The organism is Promicromonospora sp. NPDC050262 (assembly GCF_040655935.1).
In the GTDB taxonomy this organism is placed as follows: Bacteria; Actinomycetota; Actinomycetes; order Actinomycetales; family Cellulomonadaceae; genus Promicromonospora.
Window position 1 is genome coordinate 1 of sequence record NZ_JBFAKX010000008.1, and the last position, 16,184, is coordinate 16,184.

13 protein-coding genes are annotated in these 16,184 nt (G+C 73.3%); 4 read left to right on the forward strand and 9 right to left on the reverse strand.

Annotation, left to right across the window (positions count from 1 at the left end; genetic code table 11):
* Positions 1 to 75: 75 nt before the first annotated feature.
* The 3 genes from AB0I29_RS13735 to hrcA are packed head-to-tail and all read right to left on the reverse strand — an operon-like array spanning position 76 to position 3,029.
* A complete protein-coding gene (locus AB0I29_RS13735) occupies positions 76 to 840 on the reverse strand; it encodes a 16S rRNA (uracil(1498)-N(3))-methyltransferase (RefSeq protein ID WP_285108562.1) in 765 nt (254 codons plus the stop codon).
* Positions 841 to 850: 10 nt separating this feature from the next.
* A complete protein-coding gene (gene dnaJ, locus AB0I29_RS13740; protein ID WP_285108560.1) occupies positions 851 to 1,972 on the reverse strand; it encodes a molecular chaperone DnaJ in 1,122 nt (373 codons plus the stop codon).
* 37 nt (positions 1,973 to 2,009) lie between these two features.
* Positions 2,010 to 3,029 carry a heat-inducible transcriptional repressor HrcA gene (gene hrcA / locus AB0I29_RS13745; protein ID WP_285108558.1) on the reverse strand — a complete coding sequence of 340 codons (1,020 nt, stop codon included), beginning with the start codon at positions 3,027 to 3,029 and terminating at the stop codon, positions 2,010 to 2,012.
* 388 nt (positions 3,030 to 3,417) lie between these two features.
* Between hrcA and AB0I29_RS13750 the strand changes: the two genes are divergently transcribed.
* From AB0I29_RS13750 to AB0I29_RS13765, 4 genes are all read left to right on the forward strand, one after another.
* Positions 3,418 to 3,603, forward strand: coding sequence for a hypothetical protein (locus AB0I29_RS13750; RefSeq protein ID WP_357482183.1), 186 nt, complete (start codon positions 3,418 to 3,420; stop codon positions 3,601 to 3,603).
* Between the two features lie 109 nt (positions 3,604 to 3,712).
* Positions 3,713 to 6,616 (forward strand): AAA family ATPase, encoded by a 2,904-nt coding sequence (locus AB0I29_RS13755; protein WP_357482185.1) that lies wholly within the window; start codon positions 3,713 to 3,715, stop codon positions 6,614 to 6,616.
* A 115-nt stretch (positions 6,617 to 6,731) separates the two neighbouring features.
* Positions 6,732 to 7,595 carry a DUF3097 domain-containing protein gene (locus tag AB0I29_RS13760; RefSeq protein WP_357482187.1) on the forward strand — a complete coding sequence of 288 codons (864 nt, stop codon included), beginning with the start codon at positions 6,732 to 6,734 and terminating at the stop codon, positions 7,593 to 7,595.
* Positions 7,596 to 7,619: 24 nt separating this feature from the next.
* Positions 7,620 to 8,129 (forward strand): DUF4870 domain-containing protein, encoded by a 510-nt coding sequence (locus AB0I29_RS13765; RefSeq protein ID WP_285108537.1) that lies wholly within the window; start codon positions 7,620 to 7,622, stop codon positions 8,127 to 8,129.
* Between the two features lie 59 nt (positions 8,130 to 8,188).
* Here the strand turns inward: AB0I29_RS13765 and AB0I29_RS13770 are convergent, their stop codons facing one another.
* The 6 genes from AB0I29_RS13770 to AB0I29_RS13795 form a co-directional block, all read right to left on the reverse strand.
* Positions 8,189 to 9,133: a hypothetical protein gene (locus AB0I29_RS13770; RefSeq protein ID WP_285108536.1), complete on the reverse strand. Its 945-nt coding sequence runs from the start codon at positions 9,131 to 9,133 to the stop codon at positions 8,189 to 8,191.
* 92 nt (positions 9,134 to 9,225) lie between these two features.
* Positions 9,226 to 10,170: a hypothetical protein gene (locus AB0I29_RS13775; protein WP_357482189.1), complete on the reverse strand. Its 945-nt coding sequence runs from the start codon at positions 10,168 to 10,170 to the stop codon at positions 9,226 to 9,228.
* Between the two features lie 127 nt (positions 10,171 to 10,297).
* Complete coding sequence (gene hemW / locus AB0I29_RS13780; protein WP_357482191.1) at positions 10,298 to 11,698, reverse strand: radical SAM family heme chaperone HemW; 1,401 nt, start codon at positions 11,696 to 11,698, stop codon at positions 10,298 to 10,300.
* Entirely contained in the window at positions 11,699 to 13,564 is a 1,866-nt protein-coding gene (gene lepA, locus AB0I29_RS13785) for a translation elongation factor 4 (protein WP_357482193.1), read from the reverse strand.
* A 138-nt stretch (positions 13,565 to 13,702) separates the two neighbouring features.
* A complete protein-coding gene (locus AB0I29_RS13790) occupies positions 13,703 to 14,749 on the reverse strand; it encodes a hemolysin family protein (RefSeq protein WP_357482195.1) in 1,047 nt (348 codons plus the stop codon).
* Positions 14,746 to 16,158: a hemolysin family protein gene (locus tag AB0I29_RS13795; protein ID WP_357482198.1), complete on the reverse strand. Its 1,413-nt coding sequence runs from the start codon at positions 16,156 to 16,158 to the stop codon at positions 14,746 to 14,748. Before AB0I29_RS13795 ends, AB0I29_RS13790 begins: the two co-directional genes overlap by 4 nt.
* Positions 16,159 to 16,184: the final 26 nt, after the last annotated feature.

Below are 16,184 nucleotides of genomic sequence, written 5' to 3' on the forward strand. Positions count from 1 at the left end.
CACCGTAGTTTGTGGGCGGTTCTCTCGCAATAACAACGGCTTTGAAAGGGCGAAAATCCCGCACTCAACGAAGGATCACCAGCGGCCCAGGCGGTCGCTGAGCAGGGCTATCGCTATCGGGCCCGCCGTCGATGTGCGCAGGACGTGGGGGCCCAGGCGGGCCGTGACCGCGCCCGCCTCCGTGAGCAGGGCGACCTCGGCCTCGGAGATCCCGCCCTCGGGTCCGACGACGAGGAGCAGGGCGCCGGCGTCGGGCAGCGGGACCGCCGAGAGGCCGGTCGTGGCCTCCTCGTGCAGCACCACCACCGCGCCGCCCGCGGCGACCACCTCGCGGGCGCGGGCCGCGAGCTGCTTGGTGCTCAGGGACACGTCGACGTCGGGGATGCGCGCCCGGCGGGCCTGCTTCGTGGCGGCCCGCACGGTGCTGACCCAGCGGGCCCGCGACTTCGCGGCGCGGTCCCCGCGCCAGACCACCACCGACCGTTCGGCCTGCCACGGGATGATCGCGTCCACCCCGGTCTCCGTGGCGGCCTCGATCGCCATCTCGTCGCGGTCGCCCTTGGCGAGGGCCTGGACGAGCGTCACGACGACGTCGGGCACGGGCTCCACGACGGCCTGCTCGACGCGCAGGTGCACCTCGGCGCCGTGCACGGCCTCGACGACGGTCCGCAGGCGCACGCCGGCGCCGTCGACCACGTCGATCCGCTCCCCCGGCCCGCGCCGCTGGACCACGCCGGCGTGCCGGCCCTCGGCGCCGTCGAGCACGTACAGCGCGCCTGGGCCGTACCCGGACAGCGGGTGGGTGGCGGACGCCTCGGCGAGAAAGACTGGCGCGCTCATGGGTGCGCGGTCAGCGCCCACTGAGCTTGTCGCGCAGGCGCGAGAAGACGCCGCCCTGGACCGTCGCGAGCCGCGGCTCGGGCCGCTCCTCGCCGCGCAGCGCCGCGAGCTGCTGCATCAGCGCGGTCTGCTCCTCGTCAAGGCTCGTGGGGACCTGGACCTCGATGTGCACGTTCAGGTCGCCGCGCCCGTTGGAGTGCAGGTGCCCCACGCCGAGGCCCTTGAGCGTCATGACCTGGCCGGGCTGCGTGCCCGGGCGCAGGTCGATCTCCTGCAGGCCGTCCAGCGTGTCGAGCTCGAGCACGGTACCGAGCGCGGCCGCCGTCATCGGCACCTGGAGGGTGCAGTGCAGCTCGTCGCCGCGCCGCACGAACGTGTCGTGCGCGCGCTCCCGGATCTCCACGTACAGGTCGCCGGCGGGGCCGCCGCCGGGGCCGACCTCGCCCTGCGCGGAGAGCTTGATGCGCGTGCCGGTGTCGACGCCGGCGGGCACGTTCACCGCGACGGTGCGCCGCGAGCGCACGCGGCCCTCGCCGGAGCAGTCGGTGCAGGGCTCGGGGATCACGGTGCCGAAGCCACCGCAGGCGGAGCACGGCTGGTTGGTCATGACCTGGCCGAGGAACGAGCGGGCGACCCGCTGCACGGAGCCGCGGCCCTGGCAGACGTCACAGGTGCGGGCGTGGGTGCCCGGCCGCGCGCCGTCGCCGCCGCAGGTGTTGCAGACCACCGCGGTGTCGACCTGGATCTCACGCTTGGCGCCGAAGACGGCCTCGGCGAGGTCGAGGTCGAGGCGCACGAGCGCGTCGTTGCCGCGCCGAGCGCGCGGGACCGGGCCGGTCGGCTGCCCGCCGCCGAAGAAGGTCTCGAAGATGTCCTGGAACCCGAACCCGGCGCCGAACCCGCCGCCCGCGCCGCCGCCGGGCGACGTCGGGTCGACGCCCATGTCGTACTGCTGGCGCTTGTCGGGGTTGGACAGCACCTCGTACGCGCGCGCGACGTCCTTGAACCGGTCCTCGCCCGCGTCGCCGGCCACGTCCGGGTGCAGCTCGCGGGCCAGCTTGCGGTATGCCTTCTTGATCTGCTCGGGCGATGCGTCGCGCGGAACACCGAGAATCTCGTAGTAGTCGGTCACAGGTCTCTCTTTGTGGGGAGGTTTGTGGAAGTTCGGGTCAGCCGGGCAGCACTCGCGACAGGTAGCGCGCGACGGCGCGGACCGCGGCGATGGTGCCCGGATAGTCCATACGGGTGGGGCCGATCGAGCTCAGGATCGCGACGGTGTCGCCGTCGGACGAGCCGTAGCCGGACGTGACGACGGAGGTCTCCGCCAGTCCCGCCAGCCGGTTCTCGTGCCCGATGCTCACCGCCACCTTGGCGTCGTCGGTCATGTCGGTGAGGAGGCCGAGCAGGACGACCTGCTCCTCGAGCGCCTCCAGGACGGGCCGCAGGCCCTGCTCGAACCGCATGCCGGACCGCGCCAGGTTGGCCTGGCCGGTCAGCACGATCCGCTCCTCGCTCTCCTCGGCGAGCGCCGCGGTGACCACCTCGGCCACGGCCGTCGCCAGCGGGCGGTGCTCGGCCGGCATCGCCTCGGCGACCCCGGCGAACGCGTCACCGATGTCGGCGAGCCGGCGACCGGCGGTCGCCGCGTTCAGGCGGGCGCGCAGCTCGCCGAGCGTGCCGTCGTCCAGGTCGACCGGCACGTCGAGGAAGCGCTGCTCCACCCGGCCCGTGTCCGTGATGACGACGACGAGGAGCCGCCCCTCGGCCGTCGGCACGAGCTCCAGGTGCCGCAGCCCGGACCGGCGCAGCGACGGGTACTGCACCACGGCGACCTGGCCGGTGAGCTGGGCGATGAGCCGCCCGGCGCGGGCCACGACGTCGTCCAGGTCGACCGCCTCGGAGAGGAAGGTCTCGATGGCCCGCTTCTGCGGGACGGACAGGGGCCGCACCTCGGCGAGCTGGTCCACGAAGAGGCGGTAGCCCTTGTCGGTGGGGATGCGCCCCGCCGAGGTGTGCGGCTGGGCGATGAGCCCGGCCTCCTCCAGGGCGGCCATGTCGTTGCGGACCGTGGCCGGGGAGACGCCGAGCTGGTGGCGCTCCGTGAGGATGCGCGAACCGACGGGCTCCCGTGTGCGGACATAGTCCTCCACGATGGCCCGCAGGACATCGAGTCTGCGTTCCTCGCTCACCGCGCTCACCTCCGTCCCCAGGTAGAACGTCCGGGACGTGCGCCCGGGTTCCGGCCCGCTCACCGACACTGCCTTCCAGCACTCTCACCAACCGAGTGCCAATCCTACGCGGCGCGCGCCACCCGCCGGGTCCCCGACCCGCCGCGCTCCGCGCGCACCCGGGCCGGCCGCGCCGTCCCACCCCGTCGAACACGCGGCTGACCTGCAGGTCTTACCGTTCGCCGAGGGCTGAGCACCGAGCATAGGGCGATGCCTTAGGCGCGCCCACCCCGCACCGCGAACCCATCGCGAAAGATGCGGCGACCGCCCGATCCGCGCGACGTACCTCACAGACGAACCTGGAATCACCGCCGGCGAGGGGCCGGCGGTGACACCGGGAGGAACCACCATGTTCGGTTTTTCGGACTACGCCGAGTACCGCCGCAACGAGCGGGAGCTCGACCAGCGCAACGAGCGGGCCCGCGTGGCCCGGGAGCAGAAGGACGCGGCTCGCCGCCAGGCCGCCGCGCAGCGCACCGCCGAGCGTGGTGCCCGTGCCAAGGCGGCCGACGCCGTCCGGCCGCGCGTCGCCTGATCCCGCGGGGAGGGTGACCGTGCCGGGCGGCGGGCAGGCCCATGGAAGCAGCGGGCAGGCCGACGGAAAAGGACGGAACGACCACGGACCGGCATGGAACGATGAGCCCATGCCGGTCCCCCGTGCCCGCCTGGTGGGCCGAGCCCCTGAGCTCGGCGCGCTCGAGGCCGCTCTCGCCGACGTCCGCTCGGGCGGTAGCCGCACGGTCGTCGTCGCGGGCGAGGCCGGCATCGGCAAGACCCGGCTGCTCGACGAGCTCACCTCCCGGGCCGACGGCGCCCACGTGATCGTCGGCCAGTGTGCCGACTCCGGCTCGGGCCCGGTCCCCTACGCGGCGCTGGCGGGCCTCCTGCACGGGATCGTCCAGGCGGTGGGCCCCGAGACCGCCGTCGCCGCCGCCGGACCCGCGGCGGGCGCGCTCGCCGCGGTGACCCCTCAGCTCTTCGCGCCCGCGTCCGACGCCGGGGCCGACCGCATCCCCGAGGTCCTCACCGACCTCCTCACCGCGCTCGCCGCGCAGCGCCCGTTCGTCGTGGTGCTGGAGGACCTGCACTGGTCCGACGACATCACGCGCGCCGTCGCCGTGCGCCTCGCCCGCACCGCGCCGTCCGGCCTCCTGCTGCTGCTCAGCTACCGCAGCGACGACGTCGGCCGGGCGCACCCGCTGCGGACCGTCATGGCGGAGCTCGACCGCGCCCGGCTCGCCACGCGGCTCGACCTGTCCCGGCTCGGCGCCGACGAGGTCCGCGAGATGGCGCGGGACCTGCTCGCCGAGCCCGCCCGCCCGGGCACCGGGCTCGGCGGCGCTCCCGGGAACCTGACCGACCTGAACGACCTGGTCGACCTGGCGGACCTGACCGACCTGGCCGACCGCAGCGAGGGCGTCCCCTTCTACGTGGAGGAGCTGGTCGGCTTTCTCGGCACCGACCTGCCCGACTCGCTGCGCGACATCCTCCTGCTGCGCTACTGGAACCTGAGCCGCCGGGCCCAGGCGCTGTGCCGGGTCGTCGCGGCCAACCCCCGGGTGCGCTACGACGTGCTGGACGCGGTGCTGGCCGACGCCGCGGCGGACGGGCCCGACCACGAGGAGACCGCTCGCGAGGCGGTCGACGCGCGGGTGCTGGTGGTCACCGACGTCGGCTACACGTTCCGGCACGCCCTGGTCCAGGAGGCCGTGTACGCCGAGCTGCTGCCGGGCGAGCGACGTCGGCTGCACGCCGCGTACGCGCGCGTGCTGGAGCGCGCCTACCCGCCGGGCGCCCGGTCGGTGGCCAAGCTGTCCCGGATCGCCGACCACTGGTGGCGCGCGGGAGTGCTCGACCAGGCGCTGGCGGCCGCCGTCGCCGGGCACAACGCCGCGGCGGCCGACGCCGCGTCCGCCGCCTCGGTGGCACTGGGCGAGCGGGCGCTGGAGCTCTGGGAGCAGGTGCCCGACGCCGAGGCCGTGGCCGGCCTGCCGCACCACGAGCTGCTGCGCACCGTCGCCGAGTCGCTGCGGGGCTCCACCCGGACCGCCCGCGCCCTCGCGGTGGCGCACGAGGCGGTCGCGGAATGGCCCGACGACGACCCGGTCGGGCTGGCCCGCGCGCTCAGCGACACCGCGCTCATCGCCGGCCAGGCGGGCTCCGACGAGGGGCCGGGCCTCATCGAGCGGGCCCTCGCGCTCGTCGAACCGGGCCGGGACGACGCCGTGCGCGGCCAGCTCCTGATCCTGCGCGCCCGCCGCGCGATGCTCGACGGCCGGTCGAAGGAGGGCATGGAGTCGGCGACCGCCGCCTACGAGGCGGCGACGGCGATCGGCAGCGACGAGATCAGGGCGGTCGCGCTGAACCTGCGCGGGGTGAGCCGCATGCAGCTCGGTGACATGGACGGGTTCGCGGAGATCGAGCGCGGGCGCGCGGTCGCGGGCGACGCCTGGCAGGGCCTGAGCCGGTACTACATCAACGGCTCGGACGCGCTGCTCACCGTGGGCGACGCGGCCGGCGCCGCGAAGATCGCGGAGGAGGGGGTCTCCGCGGCCCGCCGGTACGGGGCCTCCGAGGGTTCCCGCGTCATGATCGAGGGCAACATCGTCGAGGCACAGATCGACCTGGGCGACTGGGCCGAGGCCGCCGCCTGGTACGAGCGGACGGTCCCCCTGGTGCACGACAGCGTCTATGCCGTGTACCTGGGCGAGCGCCGCACCTGGCTCGCGATGTGGCGCGGGTTCGTGGAGCAGGCGCAGGCCGAGGCGCGGCGCAGGGCCGCCACCTGGGACCGGTTCGGCCGCCTGGAGGCGCAGATCCGGTCGCGGGTCGCGACCACCCGGGCGGAGCTGGCCCTGCTGCGCGACGAGCCGGACGAGGCCCTGGAGCGGGTGTCGGCGGTGATCGCGCCGGACGATCCGCACATCCCGGTCTATGACCTGCCGCGGCTCGCGGTGGCGGCCCGGGCGATCGCCCGGCTGCGGCAGCAGGGCCGGGACGTCGACGACGCCCCGTACCGTGTCGAGCTCGCCCGGTGCACCCACTGGCCCACGTACCCCGTGTGGTCCGCGGTGTTCGAGGCGGAGCTCGGGACCGGCCCGTGGACGGCGGCGGCAGAACTGCCCGGCCCCGCCCACCTGCGGCTCCACGCGCTGTACCGCGAGGGCGCACGGCTGCTGGAGGCCGGCGACCGGGCCGGGGCCCGCACCACGCTCGGGACGGCCGTGACGGAGGCGGAGCGGATCGGCGCGGGGCTGGTGGTGCGGCAGGCGCTGGACCTGTCGACCCGGGCGGGGCTGCTCGACGGCGGGACCGGGCTGGCGGGACCGGCCAGGGCGGCCGGCGCGCCGCCGTCGGACGCGGGGACGGACTCCCTGACCGCCCGTGAGCGGCAGGTGCTGGCCCTGGTGGCCGAGGGCCTGACCAACGGGCAGATCGCCGAGCGGCTGTTCATCTCGGCCAAGACCGCGTCGGTCCACGTCTCGGCGATCCTCAGGAAGCTGGGCGTCGCCACGCGCACCGAGGCGGCGCTGCGCGCGAGCCGCTGATCCCGCTCGCCTCGACCGCCCCACCCGTCGTTGAGTGCTGGACATTCGCCCTCGATGACACTCCGGAAGGGCGAAGATCCAGCACTCAACGGGTAGGGCGACCTAGGCTCGCGACGTGTTCGACGAACGGTATGGGTCCGATGTCCTGTCCCCCCAGTTTCCTGGCGCGCAGCGAGGGCGGCGGCCGACGTCGCAGCCCACGCCCGCCGAGCAGGGCCTCGTGGTCGAGGAGGTCGAGACCGGCTGGGTCGGCGCGGTGGTGCGCGTCGAGAAGTCCGGCGGCATGCACGTGGTGGTCCTGGAGGACCGTCGCGGCCGGACCCGCACCTTCCCGCTCGGCCCGGGGTTCTGGGTCGAGGGCAAGCCCGTCGAGCTCACCGCACCCGTCGTGAACCGCGCCCCCGCACAGCCCACCCGCACGGCCTCCGGGTCGGTCGCGGTGCACGGCGCCCGGGCGCGCGTCGCCCGCGGCAGCCGCATCTGGGTGGAGGGCAAGCACGACGCCGAGCTCGTCGAGAAGGTCTGGGGCGACGACCTGCGCGTCGAGGGCGTGGTGGTCGAGATGCTCGACGGCGTGGACCACCTCGCCGAGCGCCTGGCCGAGTTCGGGCCCGACGCCGAACGCCGGGTCGGCGTGCTCGTGGACCACCTGGTGCCCGGTTCCAAGGAACAGCGGCTCACCGACGAGGCGCTGCGCACCGTCCCGCCGGGGACGGTGCTGGTGCTGGGCCACCCCTACGTGGACGTGTGGCAGGCCGTGCGCGCCGAGCGCCTCGGGCTGGAGCGCTGGCCCGTGATCGACCGCGGTACCGAGTGGAAGCTCGGCATCCTGCGGTCCCTGGGCTGGCCTGCGCAGACGCAGGCGGACGTCGCCCGCGGCTGGCAGCGGATCCTGGGCACCGTGCGCGACTTCCGGGACCTCGACCCGGCCCTGCTCGGCCGCGTCGAAGAACTTATCGATTTCGTGACCATCTCGTAAGGCACAGCCTCTACGGTTGGTCATATGTCCGAAAACCCGCAGGAGCCGCAGGCTCCTCAGCAGCCCGGCCCGGCGCCCCAGCAGCCCGGCCCCGCACCTCAGCAGCCGCAGGACGCCCCGGCCTACGGGACGCCCCAGCCGCAGTCGCCCTACCAGGGTCCGCCGCAGGCCGGCCCTGCCTACAGCGGGCCCTACCAGCCGCAGCCGCTCACGCCGTCGGACGAGCGCATGTGGACGGTCTTCGCCCAGATCGGCCCGTTCCTGGTGTCGTTCATCGCGCCCCTGGTGATCTGGCTGGTGCTCCGGGAGCGCAGCCAGTTCGTCGACCAGGAGGCCAAGGAGTCGCTGAACTTCCAGATCACCATGGTCATCGCGCAGATCGCCGCGGCGATCATCACCGCGATCACGTTCGGGATCGGCGGGATCGTGTACCTCGCGTTCATCGCCGCGATCGTGTTCATGATCCTGGCGGCCGTGGCCAACGGCAAGGGCGCGCCCTACCGCTACCCGGTGAACATCCGCTTCATCAAGTAGTCGGCAACGATCCGTCGATCGCCGAGTCAGTGTGCTGACTCGGCGATCGACGGATCGGCTCAGGCGACGGCGGGCCCCGCCGTGCCCGGACCGGCCACCGCCGGGCCGCTCGCGACCGGTCCGCCGGTGATCCGGCGGAACGCGAAGGCCAGGGCCAGGAGCGACAGCGGGATGGTGATGAACAGGCCGAGCCCGCACACCAGCGCGCCCACGATGTTGATGCCCAGGAGCGCGAGCTCCAGCAGGAACACCGCGCCGAAGTTCTGCCCCACCAGCCGGAACGAGCCGGTCAGGGCGTCCCACGCGTTGAGGTCGCGGTCGACCACGTTGTGGTAGGTGAACGGCGCGAAGATCGCCAGGGCGATGAGGCCCAGGCCGCACAGGAGCAGGCCGACGAAGCCCGCCACCAGCAGCAGGAGCGCCGCCAGGATGATCATCGGGTAGCTGTTCACCTTGAAGAGCGTGCCCCAGGTCGCCTTCTCGCCCGAGACCTCACGCAGGGCCGCGTTGATCCCGAGGGCGCCGAGGATCGAGTTGATCAGCGAGCCGAGCAGCCCGAGCAGCGAGCCGCCGAACGACACCCCGGTCGCCGTGGACGAGCTGATGTCGCCGCGCATCGCGGCCTCGTTGATCTCCTGGTAGTCACCGAACGAACTGGCGTTGAAGATGGCGCCCACGGCGAACGAGAGCAGGATGAAGAGCACCCAGAAGAGCCAGTTCCCCGTGAAGCGGCGCCACCCGAAGCTCAGTGCCTCGCCGACGGCGAACGGCGTGGACGACTGCGTGCCGTAGGGCACGCCCGGACCCCCGTAGGCGGGCGGCTGACCCGCCCCGCCATAGGGCGGAGGCTGGGTGGCACCGCCGTAGGGCGACTGCTGACCGGCGCCGTACGGCGGCGGCTGCGCGGGCCCGCCCGGCTGCGTCGGCCCGCCGGCCGGGTTCTGCGGCGGTGTCGGACCGCCGGCACCCGGCTCGTACGGGTTCTGCGGAGTGTTCTCGCTCATGTGATCCCCTTTTCACTGATCAGTGATCCGAGGCCACCTTCACCTTTTCTCCGCAAGTCCGCATGTGCAACTGCCGAGTTGTTACCCGCGGGTCAGGACCGGACCGGCTCCCCGGTCCACCGCTGGACGAGGTAGGCACCCAGCAGGAGCATCGCCGGCGCGACCACCACCAGGCCGATCCCGCACGTGAAGATCGACGCGACGGCCAGCCCGGCGAAGATGCCGAAGAACGCGAACGCCGCGCCGAGATGGGACAGGACCAACCCGACGCCCCCGCCGAGCGCACGGCCGAAGCCCACGCGCTTGAGCAGCAGGAAGGGCACCGGGAGCAGGAGCAGCGTGCAGACCAGCTGGATCAGGCCACCCACCACCGGGACGGCGGTGCCGACGAACCCGATCACTCCCGCGAGCAGCGCGTACCCGACCAGCCCGCCGAAGCCGCGCAGCAGGAAGAAGTCCCGGAACCGGACCTTGCGGGTGCGGGTGGCGGCGAGCGCGCCCGCGTACAGGAGCGCCTGCAGCAGGAAGCTGACGGCGGTGCCCGCCGCGCCCAGCGCCCTGGCCTCGAACGACTGCCCCGCGGCCAACGCGGCGTCCAGTGCCGCCGGGTCGGTGGAGCTCGACAGGGCGTCCATGCTGGACGGGCTGAACAGGAGGACCACCGCGATCTGCGCGACGCCGAGCGCGAGGCTCATCAGCACCCAGGTGCCCCAGCTCGTGCCGAACGCGCCCCAGGCCCAACGCCACGCGCCACCGATCGTCGCGGGCGCGTCGTCGGGCTGCGGCTCCGGCTCCTGGACCGGCGAGTACGCCGGAAGCTGCGGGGGCGGCGTCTGGTACTGCTGCTGGTAGCCGCCGTGCGGGTACTGCGGGGGCTGGTAGTCCGGCCGGCCGTAAGGGTTGGCGGGGCGGCCGTACGGGTCGCGCGGGCCGTACGGGTCGGGCTGCTGCGGGGCCTGGCCGCCCTGCGACCGGGGGTCCGGGTGCTGTCCGGAGGAGGGATCCTGCGGGTTCCAGCCGCCGTAGGTGTTGCTCATGCGCGTGCCCCTTGTCAGGCGGGACCGAGCCGCCTCGTAACGGTATGAACAGCACAAGATATCGACGATTTCGCCTACCACGCAAACAAACGAAAAGCACCTTTTGCGTGACGAAAGGGGGCGCGAATCAGGCGGTCAGGTCGCGCACGACGGCGTCGGCCAGCAGGCGCCCGCGGCGCGTCAGGACGGCGCGCGCGGTCCCCGCGCCGGAGGTACGGGCACCCGGCGTGCCGGTGCCGGGCGTCGCCGTACCAGGCGTCCCGGTGCCAGGCGTCCCGGTGCCAGGCGTGCCGACCCCGAGGGCGGCGCGGCCGTCCAGCAGGCCGCGGGCCACGAGGCCCGCCACCGCGGTACGGCCCTGCGCCGAGAGCACGCCGAGGTCGAGCCCCTCGCGCAGCCGTACACCGAGCATGACGCGCTCCAGGTGCGCCTCCTCCCGCGTGAGCAGCTCCCGCCCGGCGCCCGGGCTGTGCCCGGCCTCCAGCCGCGTCGCGTAGGCGCGGGGGTGCTTCACGTTCCACCAGCGGACGCCGGCGGGCGTCTCGGCGGCGGGCGTCTCGTCGGGGCCCGGGGCCGGGACGGGCGCCCCACCCGCCGTCGGTGCTGACACGTAGCTGTGCGCGCCCGGACCCACGCCCCACCAGTCGTCGCCGCGCCAGTAGCCCACGTTGTGCCGGCACTCGCGGCCCGAGCGCGACCAGTTGGACACCTCGTACCAGCGCAGGCCGGCCGCGGTGAGCAGGTCGTCGGCCAGCTCGTACTTGGCGGCCTGGTCGTCCTCGTCGGGCAGGCTCACCTCGCCGCGGCGCACCTGCGCGGCCATCTTGGTGCCCGGCTCGACCACCAGCGCGTAGGCGGACACGTGGTCGACGCCGGTGGCCAGCGCCGCCTCGACGCTGGTGCGCCAGTCGTCCAGGGACTCGCCCGGCGTGCCGTAGATGAGGTCCAGCGAGACGTCCAGGCCCGCGTCCCGGGCCCAGCGCACGACGTCGGGGATGCGCAGCGGGTCGTGGGTGCGCTCCAGCGTCGCCAGCACGTGCGGCACCGCCGACTGCATGCCGAACGAGACCCGCGTGAACCCGGCGTCGGCCAGGACACGCAGGGACTCGGGCGTGACGGAGTCCGGGTTGGCCTCGGTGGTGACCTCGGCACCGTCCGCCAGGCCCCAGGCCTCCCGGATCCCCGTCAGCACCCGGGCCAGGTCCTCGGCGGGCAGCATCGTCGGGGTGCCGCCGCCGAAGAAGACGGTCGAGACCGCGGCGGGCGACCGTCCGGCGTCGGACAGGACCTGCCGCGCGAGGGAGACCTCACGCAGCGCGGTGGTCGCGTAGGCCGCCTGGTTGGCGCCGCCGCCCAGCTCGGACGCCGTGTAGGTGTTGAAGTCGCAGTACCCGCAGCGCACCGTGCAGAACGGGACGTGCACGTACACGCCGAACGGCTGGGCGGTGACGACCGGTTCCGACGGGCGCGCCCAGGCGGGCAGCCCGCCGTCGTCGGGCACGGGGATGCCGGGGGGAAGTGCGGGCACCTACTTCTTCTTCTCCTTGGGGGCCGCCGCGTCGGAGGAGAGCGCTGCGATGAACGCGTCCTTCGGCACCTCGACGGAGCCGATGTTCTTCATGCGCTTCTTGCCCTCCTTCTGCTTCTCCAGCAGCTTGCGCTTACGGCTGATGTCGCCGCCGTAGCACTTGGCGAGCACGTCCTTGCGCATGGCGCGGATGGTCTCGCGGGCGATCACGCGCGCGCCGATGGCCGCCTGGATGGGCACCTCGAACTGCTGGCGCGGGATGAGCTCCTTGAGCTTGGCGGTCATCATCACGCCGTAGGAGTAGGCCTTGTCCCGGTGCACGATGGCGCTGAACGCGTCGACCTGCTCGCCCTGCAGCAGGATGTCGACCTTCACCAGGTCGGCCGCCTGGTCGCCCGACGTGTCGTAGTCGAGCGACGCGTAGCCGCGGGTCTTGGACTTGAGCTGGTCGAAGAAGTCGAAGACGATCTCGGCGAGCGGCAGGTGGTAGCGGATCTCGACGCGGTCCTCGGACAGGTAGTCCATGCCCTGCAGGTCGCCGCGCTTGGACTGCGAGAGCTCCATGACGGCGCCCACGAACTCGCTCGGGGTGAGGATCGTGGCCTTGACGACGGGCTCACGCACCTCCTTGATCTTGCCCCCGGGGAACTCCGACGGGTTGGTCACCTCGATGGTGGTGTTGTCCTCCATCGTCACGTCGTAGATGACGTTCGGGGCGGTGGAGATGAGGTCCAGGTTGAACTCGCGCTCCAGGCGCTCGCGCACGATCTCCAGGTGCAGCAGGCCGAGGAAGCCCACGCGGAAGCCGAAGCCGAGGGCCACCGACGTCTCGGGCTCGTAGTTGAGCGCGGCGTCGTTGAGCTTGAGCTTGTCCAGGGCGTCACGCAGCACGGGGTAGTCGGATCCGTCGATCGGGTACAGGCCCGAGAAGACCATCGGCTTGGGGTCGCTGTAGCCGCCGAGCGCCTCTGTGGCCGGCTTGGCCGCGTTGGTCACGGTGTCGCCCACCTTGGACTGGCGCACGTCCTTCACGCCGGTGATCAGGTAGCCCACCTCGCCCACGCCGAGCCCCTTGGTCGGGTGCGGCTCGGGCGCGCTGACGCCGATCTCCAGCAGCTCGTGCGTGGCCCGCGTGGACATCATCGCGATCTTCTCGCGCGGGTTCAGGTCGCCGTCGACCACGCGCACGTAGGTGACCACGCCGCGGTAGGTGTCGTAGACCGAGTCGAAGATCATGGCGCGCGCCGGGGCGTCCGGGTCGCCGACCGGGGCCGGGACGCGCTGCACGATGCGGTCGAGCAGGGCCTCGACGCCCACGCCCGTCTTGCCGCTGACCTTGAGCACGTCCGCCGGGTCGGAGCCCACGAGGTTCGCCAGCTCCTCGGCGTACTTCTCGGGCTGCGCCGCCGGCAGGTCGATCTTGTTGAGGACCGGGATGATCTCGAGCTCGTTCTCCATGGCCAGGTACAGGTTGGCCAGGGTCTGCGCCTCGATGCCCTGCGCGGCGTCGACCAGCAGCACGGCGCCCTCGCACGCGGCCAGCGACCGGGAGACCTCGTAGGTGAAGTCCACGTGGCCGGGCGTGTCGATCATGTTCAGGGCGTGCGGGGTGCCGTCGAGCTCCCACGGCATGCGCACCGCCTGCGACTTGATGGTGATGCCGCGCTCACGCTCGATGTCCATCCGGTCCAGGTACTGGGCGCGCATCGCGCGCGCGTCGACGACACCCGTCAGCTGGAGCATGCGGTCGGCAAGGGTCGACTTGCCGTGGTCGATGTGCGCGATGATGCAGAAGTTGCGGATCAGCTCGGGCGCCGTGGCATTCGGCTGGATGCGCGCCGTGAGCGCAGGACCGGGGATGGGCAAAGCGTTCTCGCTCCGTCGTCAGGGTGGTGTCGTCAGGATCGTGGCCGGGATGGGCGGGGGCCGACCATCATTCTCCCACGTCCCGTACGAGCCGGGTGCGGCGCCGGGGCTGTTCCCCGGCACCGCACCCGCGCCTCGTCAGACGGGCTGGCCCGCCGTGGTGCGCGGCAGCAGGCGCCGCAGCACGTCGGCGAGGGTCACCACGCCGAAGTCCGCCGCGGGTCCGTCCGGCCCGTCGGCGTCCGACCGGGGCACGACGGCGAGGTGGTTGCCCGTCTCGCGCATTCTCGTCAGCGCGGTGTGCAGCGGCACGTCCGCGGCCAGCTCGAAGACGGGCCGGGTGACCTCCGTGACGGGCGCGTCGTCGGCCAGCAGGAGCGTGTCCCGGACATGGACCACGCCCTCCGGCCGCCCGCCGTCACCCTGCACCAGGATCCGCAGGTGGCCGGAGACGCGGGACGCCTCCTGCACCTGCGCGGCCGTGGCGTGGTGCCCCACGGCGGACGGCGCCGCGTGGTCGGCCAGCAGGTCCTCGACCGTCAGGCGGCGCAGGTCGAGCGCGCCCGAGAGCTGCGCCGAGTAGGCCATGTCGAGGGCGCCCACGCTGGCGGAGTGCTCCACCAGGTGCCGCAGGTCGTCCGGGCCTTGCCCGGAGGCGACCTGGTCCGCCGGCTCGACGCCGACGCGGCGCAGGCACCAGTTCGCGGCGCCGTTGAGCGCCAGGAGCACGGGCCGGGTCACGACCATGAACGCCCGCATCGGCAGCGCCAGCATCGTCGCGCTGGCCTCGGGGTGGGCGATGGCCCACGACTTGGGCGCCATCTCCCCCACGACCAGGTGCAGGAACGTGACGATGACCAGGGCCAGCACGAAGCCCGCGACGTCGGCGGCCCAGTAGGGCGCGCCCCACGTCTCGAACACCGGCGTCAGCCAGTGGTGCACGGCCGGCTTGGTGATGGCGCCGAGCGCCAGGGTGCAGACGGTGATGCCGAGCTGCGAGCCGGCCAGGAGCACCGTGAGCTCGCTGGAGCTGCGCAGCGCCGCCCGCGCCGAGCGGCTGGTCGGCGCGGCGTCCTCCAGGCGGTGCCGCTTGGCGGCCAGGAGCGCGAACTCCACGGCCACGAAGAACGCGCTCAGCGCGATGATCACGACGGTCGCGGCCAGGACGACCCAGGGGTTGCTCATCGGGTCTCCTCCTTCTCGGCACCGGCGTGGTCGACGGCGGGGGTCTCCGCAGGCTCCTCGGGTGTCTCGGCCTCGACCACGGTGACCCGGACGTGTGACGGCACGTGCCGCTCCACGTCCAGCACCTCGATGCGGAGCACCTCGGGCGGCGGCGGGTCCGTGGCCACCAGGGTGGCGGGGTCCACCGGCAGCGCGACGTCGACGACGTCGCCCACCGCGGGCAGCGCGCCGTGCACGGCGATGGCCAGCCCCGCGATGGTCTCGTGGTCGCCCTCCGGCAGGTCGCGCTCGACGGCCCGCTCCACCTCGTCGAGGTGGACGTCGCCGGCCATGACCCAGACGCCGTCCGACGCCGCGGTCACGGGGTCGATCTCGTCGTCGTGCTCGTCGGTGATCTCGCCGACGAGCTCCTCGGCGAGGTCCTCGACGGTGAGCACGCCGGCGAACCCGCCGTACTCGTCGACGACGCACGCCATCTGGTTGCGCGTGGCCGACAGCTCCCGCAGGGCGTCGGGCAGCGCCATGGACGTGGGCAGCACCAGCGCGGGGCGCAGCAGGTCGGCGACGGTCGTCGCCTCCGGCGGCGCGGACAGCAGGTCCGTCAGGTGCACGACGCCGGTGACCTCGCCGTCGTCGTCGACCACCGGGTAGCGGGAGTGGCCCGCCGCCATCAGCTCGCGCACCTGCGCGAGCGTGTCCTTGCTGTGCACCACGCCCACGCGGGCGCGCGGGATCATGGCGTGCTCCACGTCCTGGCGCGGGAAGTCCAGGATGCGGTCCAGCAGCACCGACAGGTCGCCGGGCAGGTCACCGCTGGCGCGCGAGTCCGCGACGATGTGCTCCAGGTCGCGGGCCGTCGCCGAGTGCTCGACGTCGTGCACCGGCTCGATGCGCAGCAGGCGCAGGAGCGCGTTGGACGCGGCGTCGAACACCTTGATGAGCCAGCCGAAGACGGCGAGGTAGATCGTCGTGGACCGGGCCAGCCACAGCGCGACCGGCTCCGGCCGCGCGATCGCCAGGTTCTTGGGCACGAGCTCGCCGAACAGCATCTGGACGAGCGTCGAGAACAGGAGCGCGAGGACGGTGCCGACGGCGACGCCCGTGCCGACCGGCACGCCGACGCCGCCGAGGGCCTCGCCCAGCGCCTCACCGACGAGCGGTTCGGCGACGTAGCCGACGAGCAGGCCGGTGACCGTGATGCCGAGCTGTGCGCCGGACAGCATGAAGCTGGTCCGCCGGGTCACGCCGAGCGCGCGCCGCGCCCCGGCGTCGCCGGCCTCGGAGCGGGAGGCGAGCCGCGCGCGGTCGACCGCCATGTACGCGAACTCCTGCGCGACGAAGTACCCCGTCACGGCGGTGATCACCAGGATCACCACGACCCCCAGCAGGAGGGAGATCACCCAGGTCAACGCATCCACCTCCTCTCGGTGGTGCG

What these genes read in the sequence shown, in the direction of transcription:
- AB0I29_RS13735 (WP_285108562.1), bottom strand. Translation starts at nt 840, where the DNA reads ATGAGCGCGCCAGTCTTTCTCGCCGAGGCGTCCGCCACCCACCCGCTG.
- AB0I29_RS13750 (WP_357482183.1), top strand. Translation starts at nt 3,418, where the DNA reads ATGTTCGGTTTTTCGGACTACGCCGAGTACCGCCGCAACGAGCGGGAG.
- AB0I29_RS13755 (WP_357482185.1), top strand. Translation starts at nt 3,713, where the DNA reads ATGCCGGTCCCCCGTGCCCGCCTGGTGGGCCGAGCCCCTGAGCTCGGC.
- AB0I29_RS13765 (WP_285108537.1), top strand. Translation starts at nt 7,620, where the DNA reads ATGTCCGAAAACCCGCAGGAGCCGCAGGCTCCTCAGCAGCCCGGCCCG.
- AB0I29_RS13770 (WP_285108536.1), bottom strand. Translation starts at nt 9,133, where the DNA reads ATGAGCGAGAACACTCCGCAGAACCCGTACGAGCCGGGTGCCGGCGGT.
- AB0I29_RS13775 (WP_357482189.1), bottom strand. Translation starts at nt 10,170, where the DNA reads ATGAGCAACACCTACGGCGGCTGGAACCCGCAGGATCCCTCCTCCGGA.
- AB0I29_RS13790 (WP_357482195.1), bottom strand. Translation starts at nt 14,749, where the DNA reads ATGAGCAACCCCTGGGTCGTCCTGGCCGCGACCGTCGTGATCATCGCG.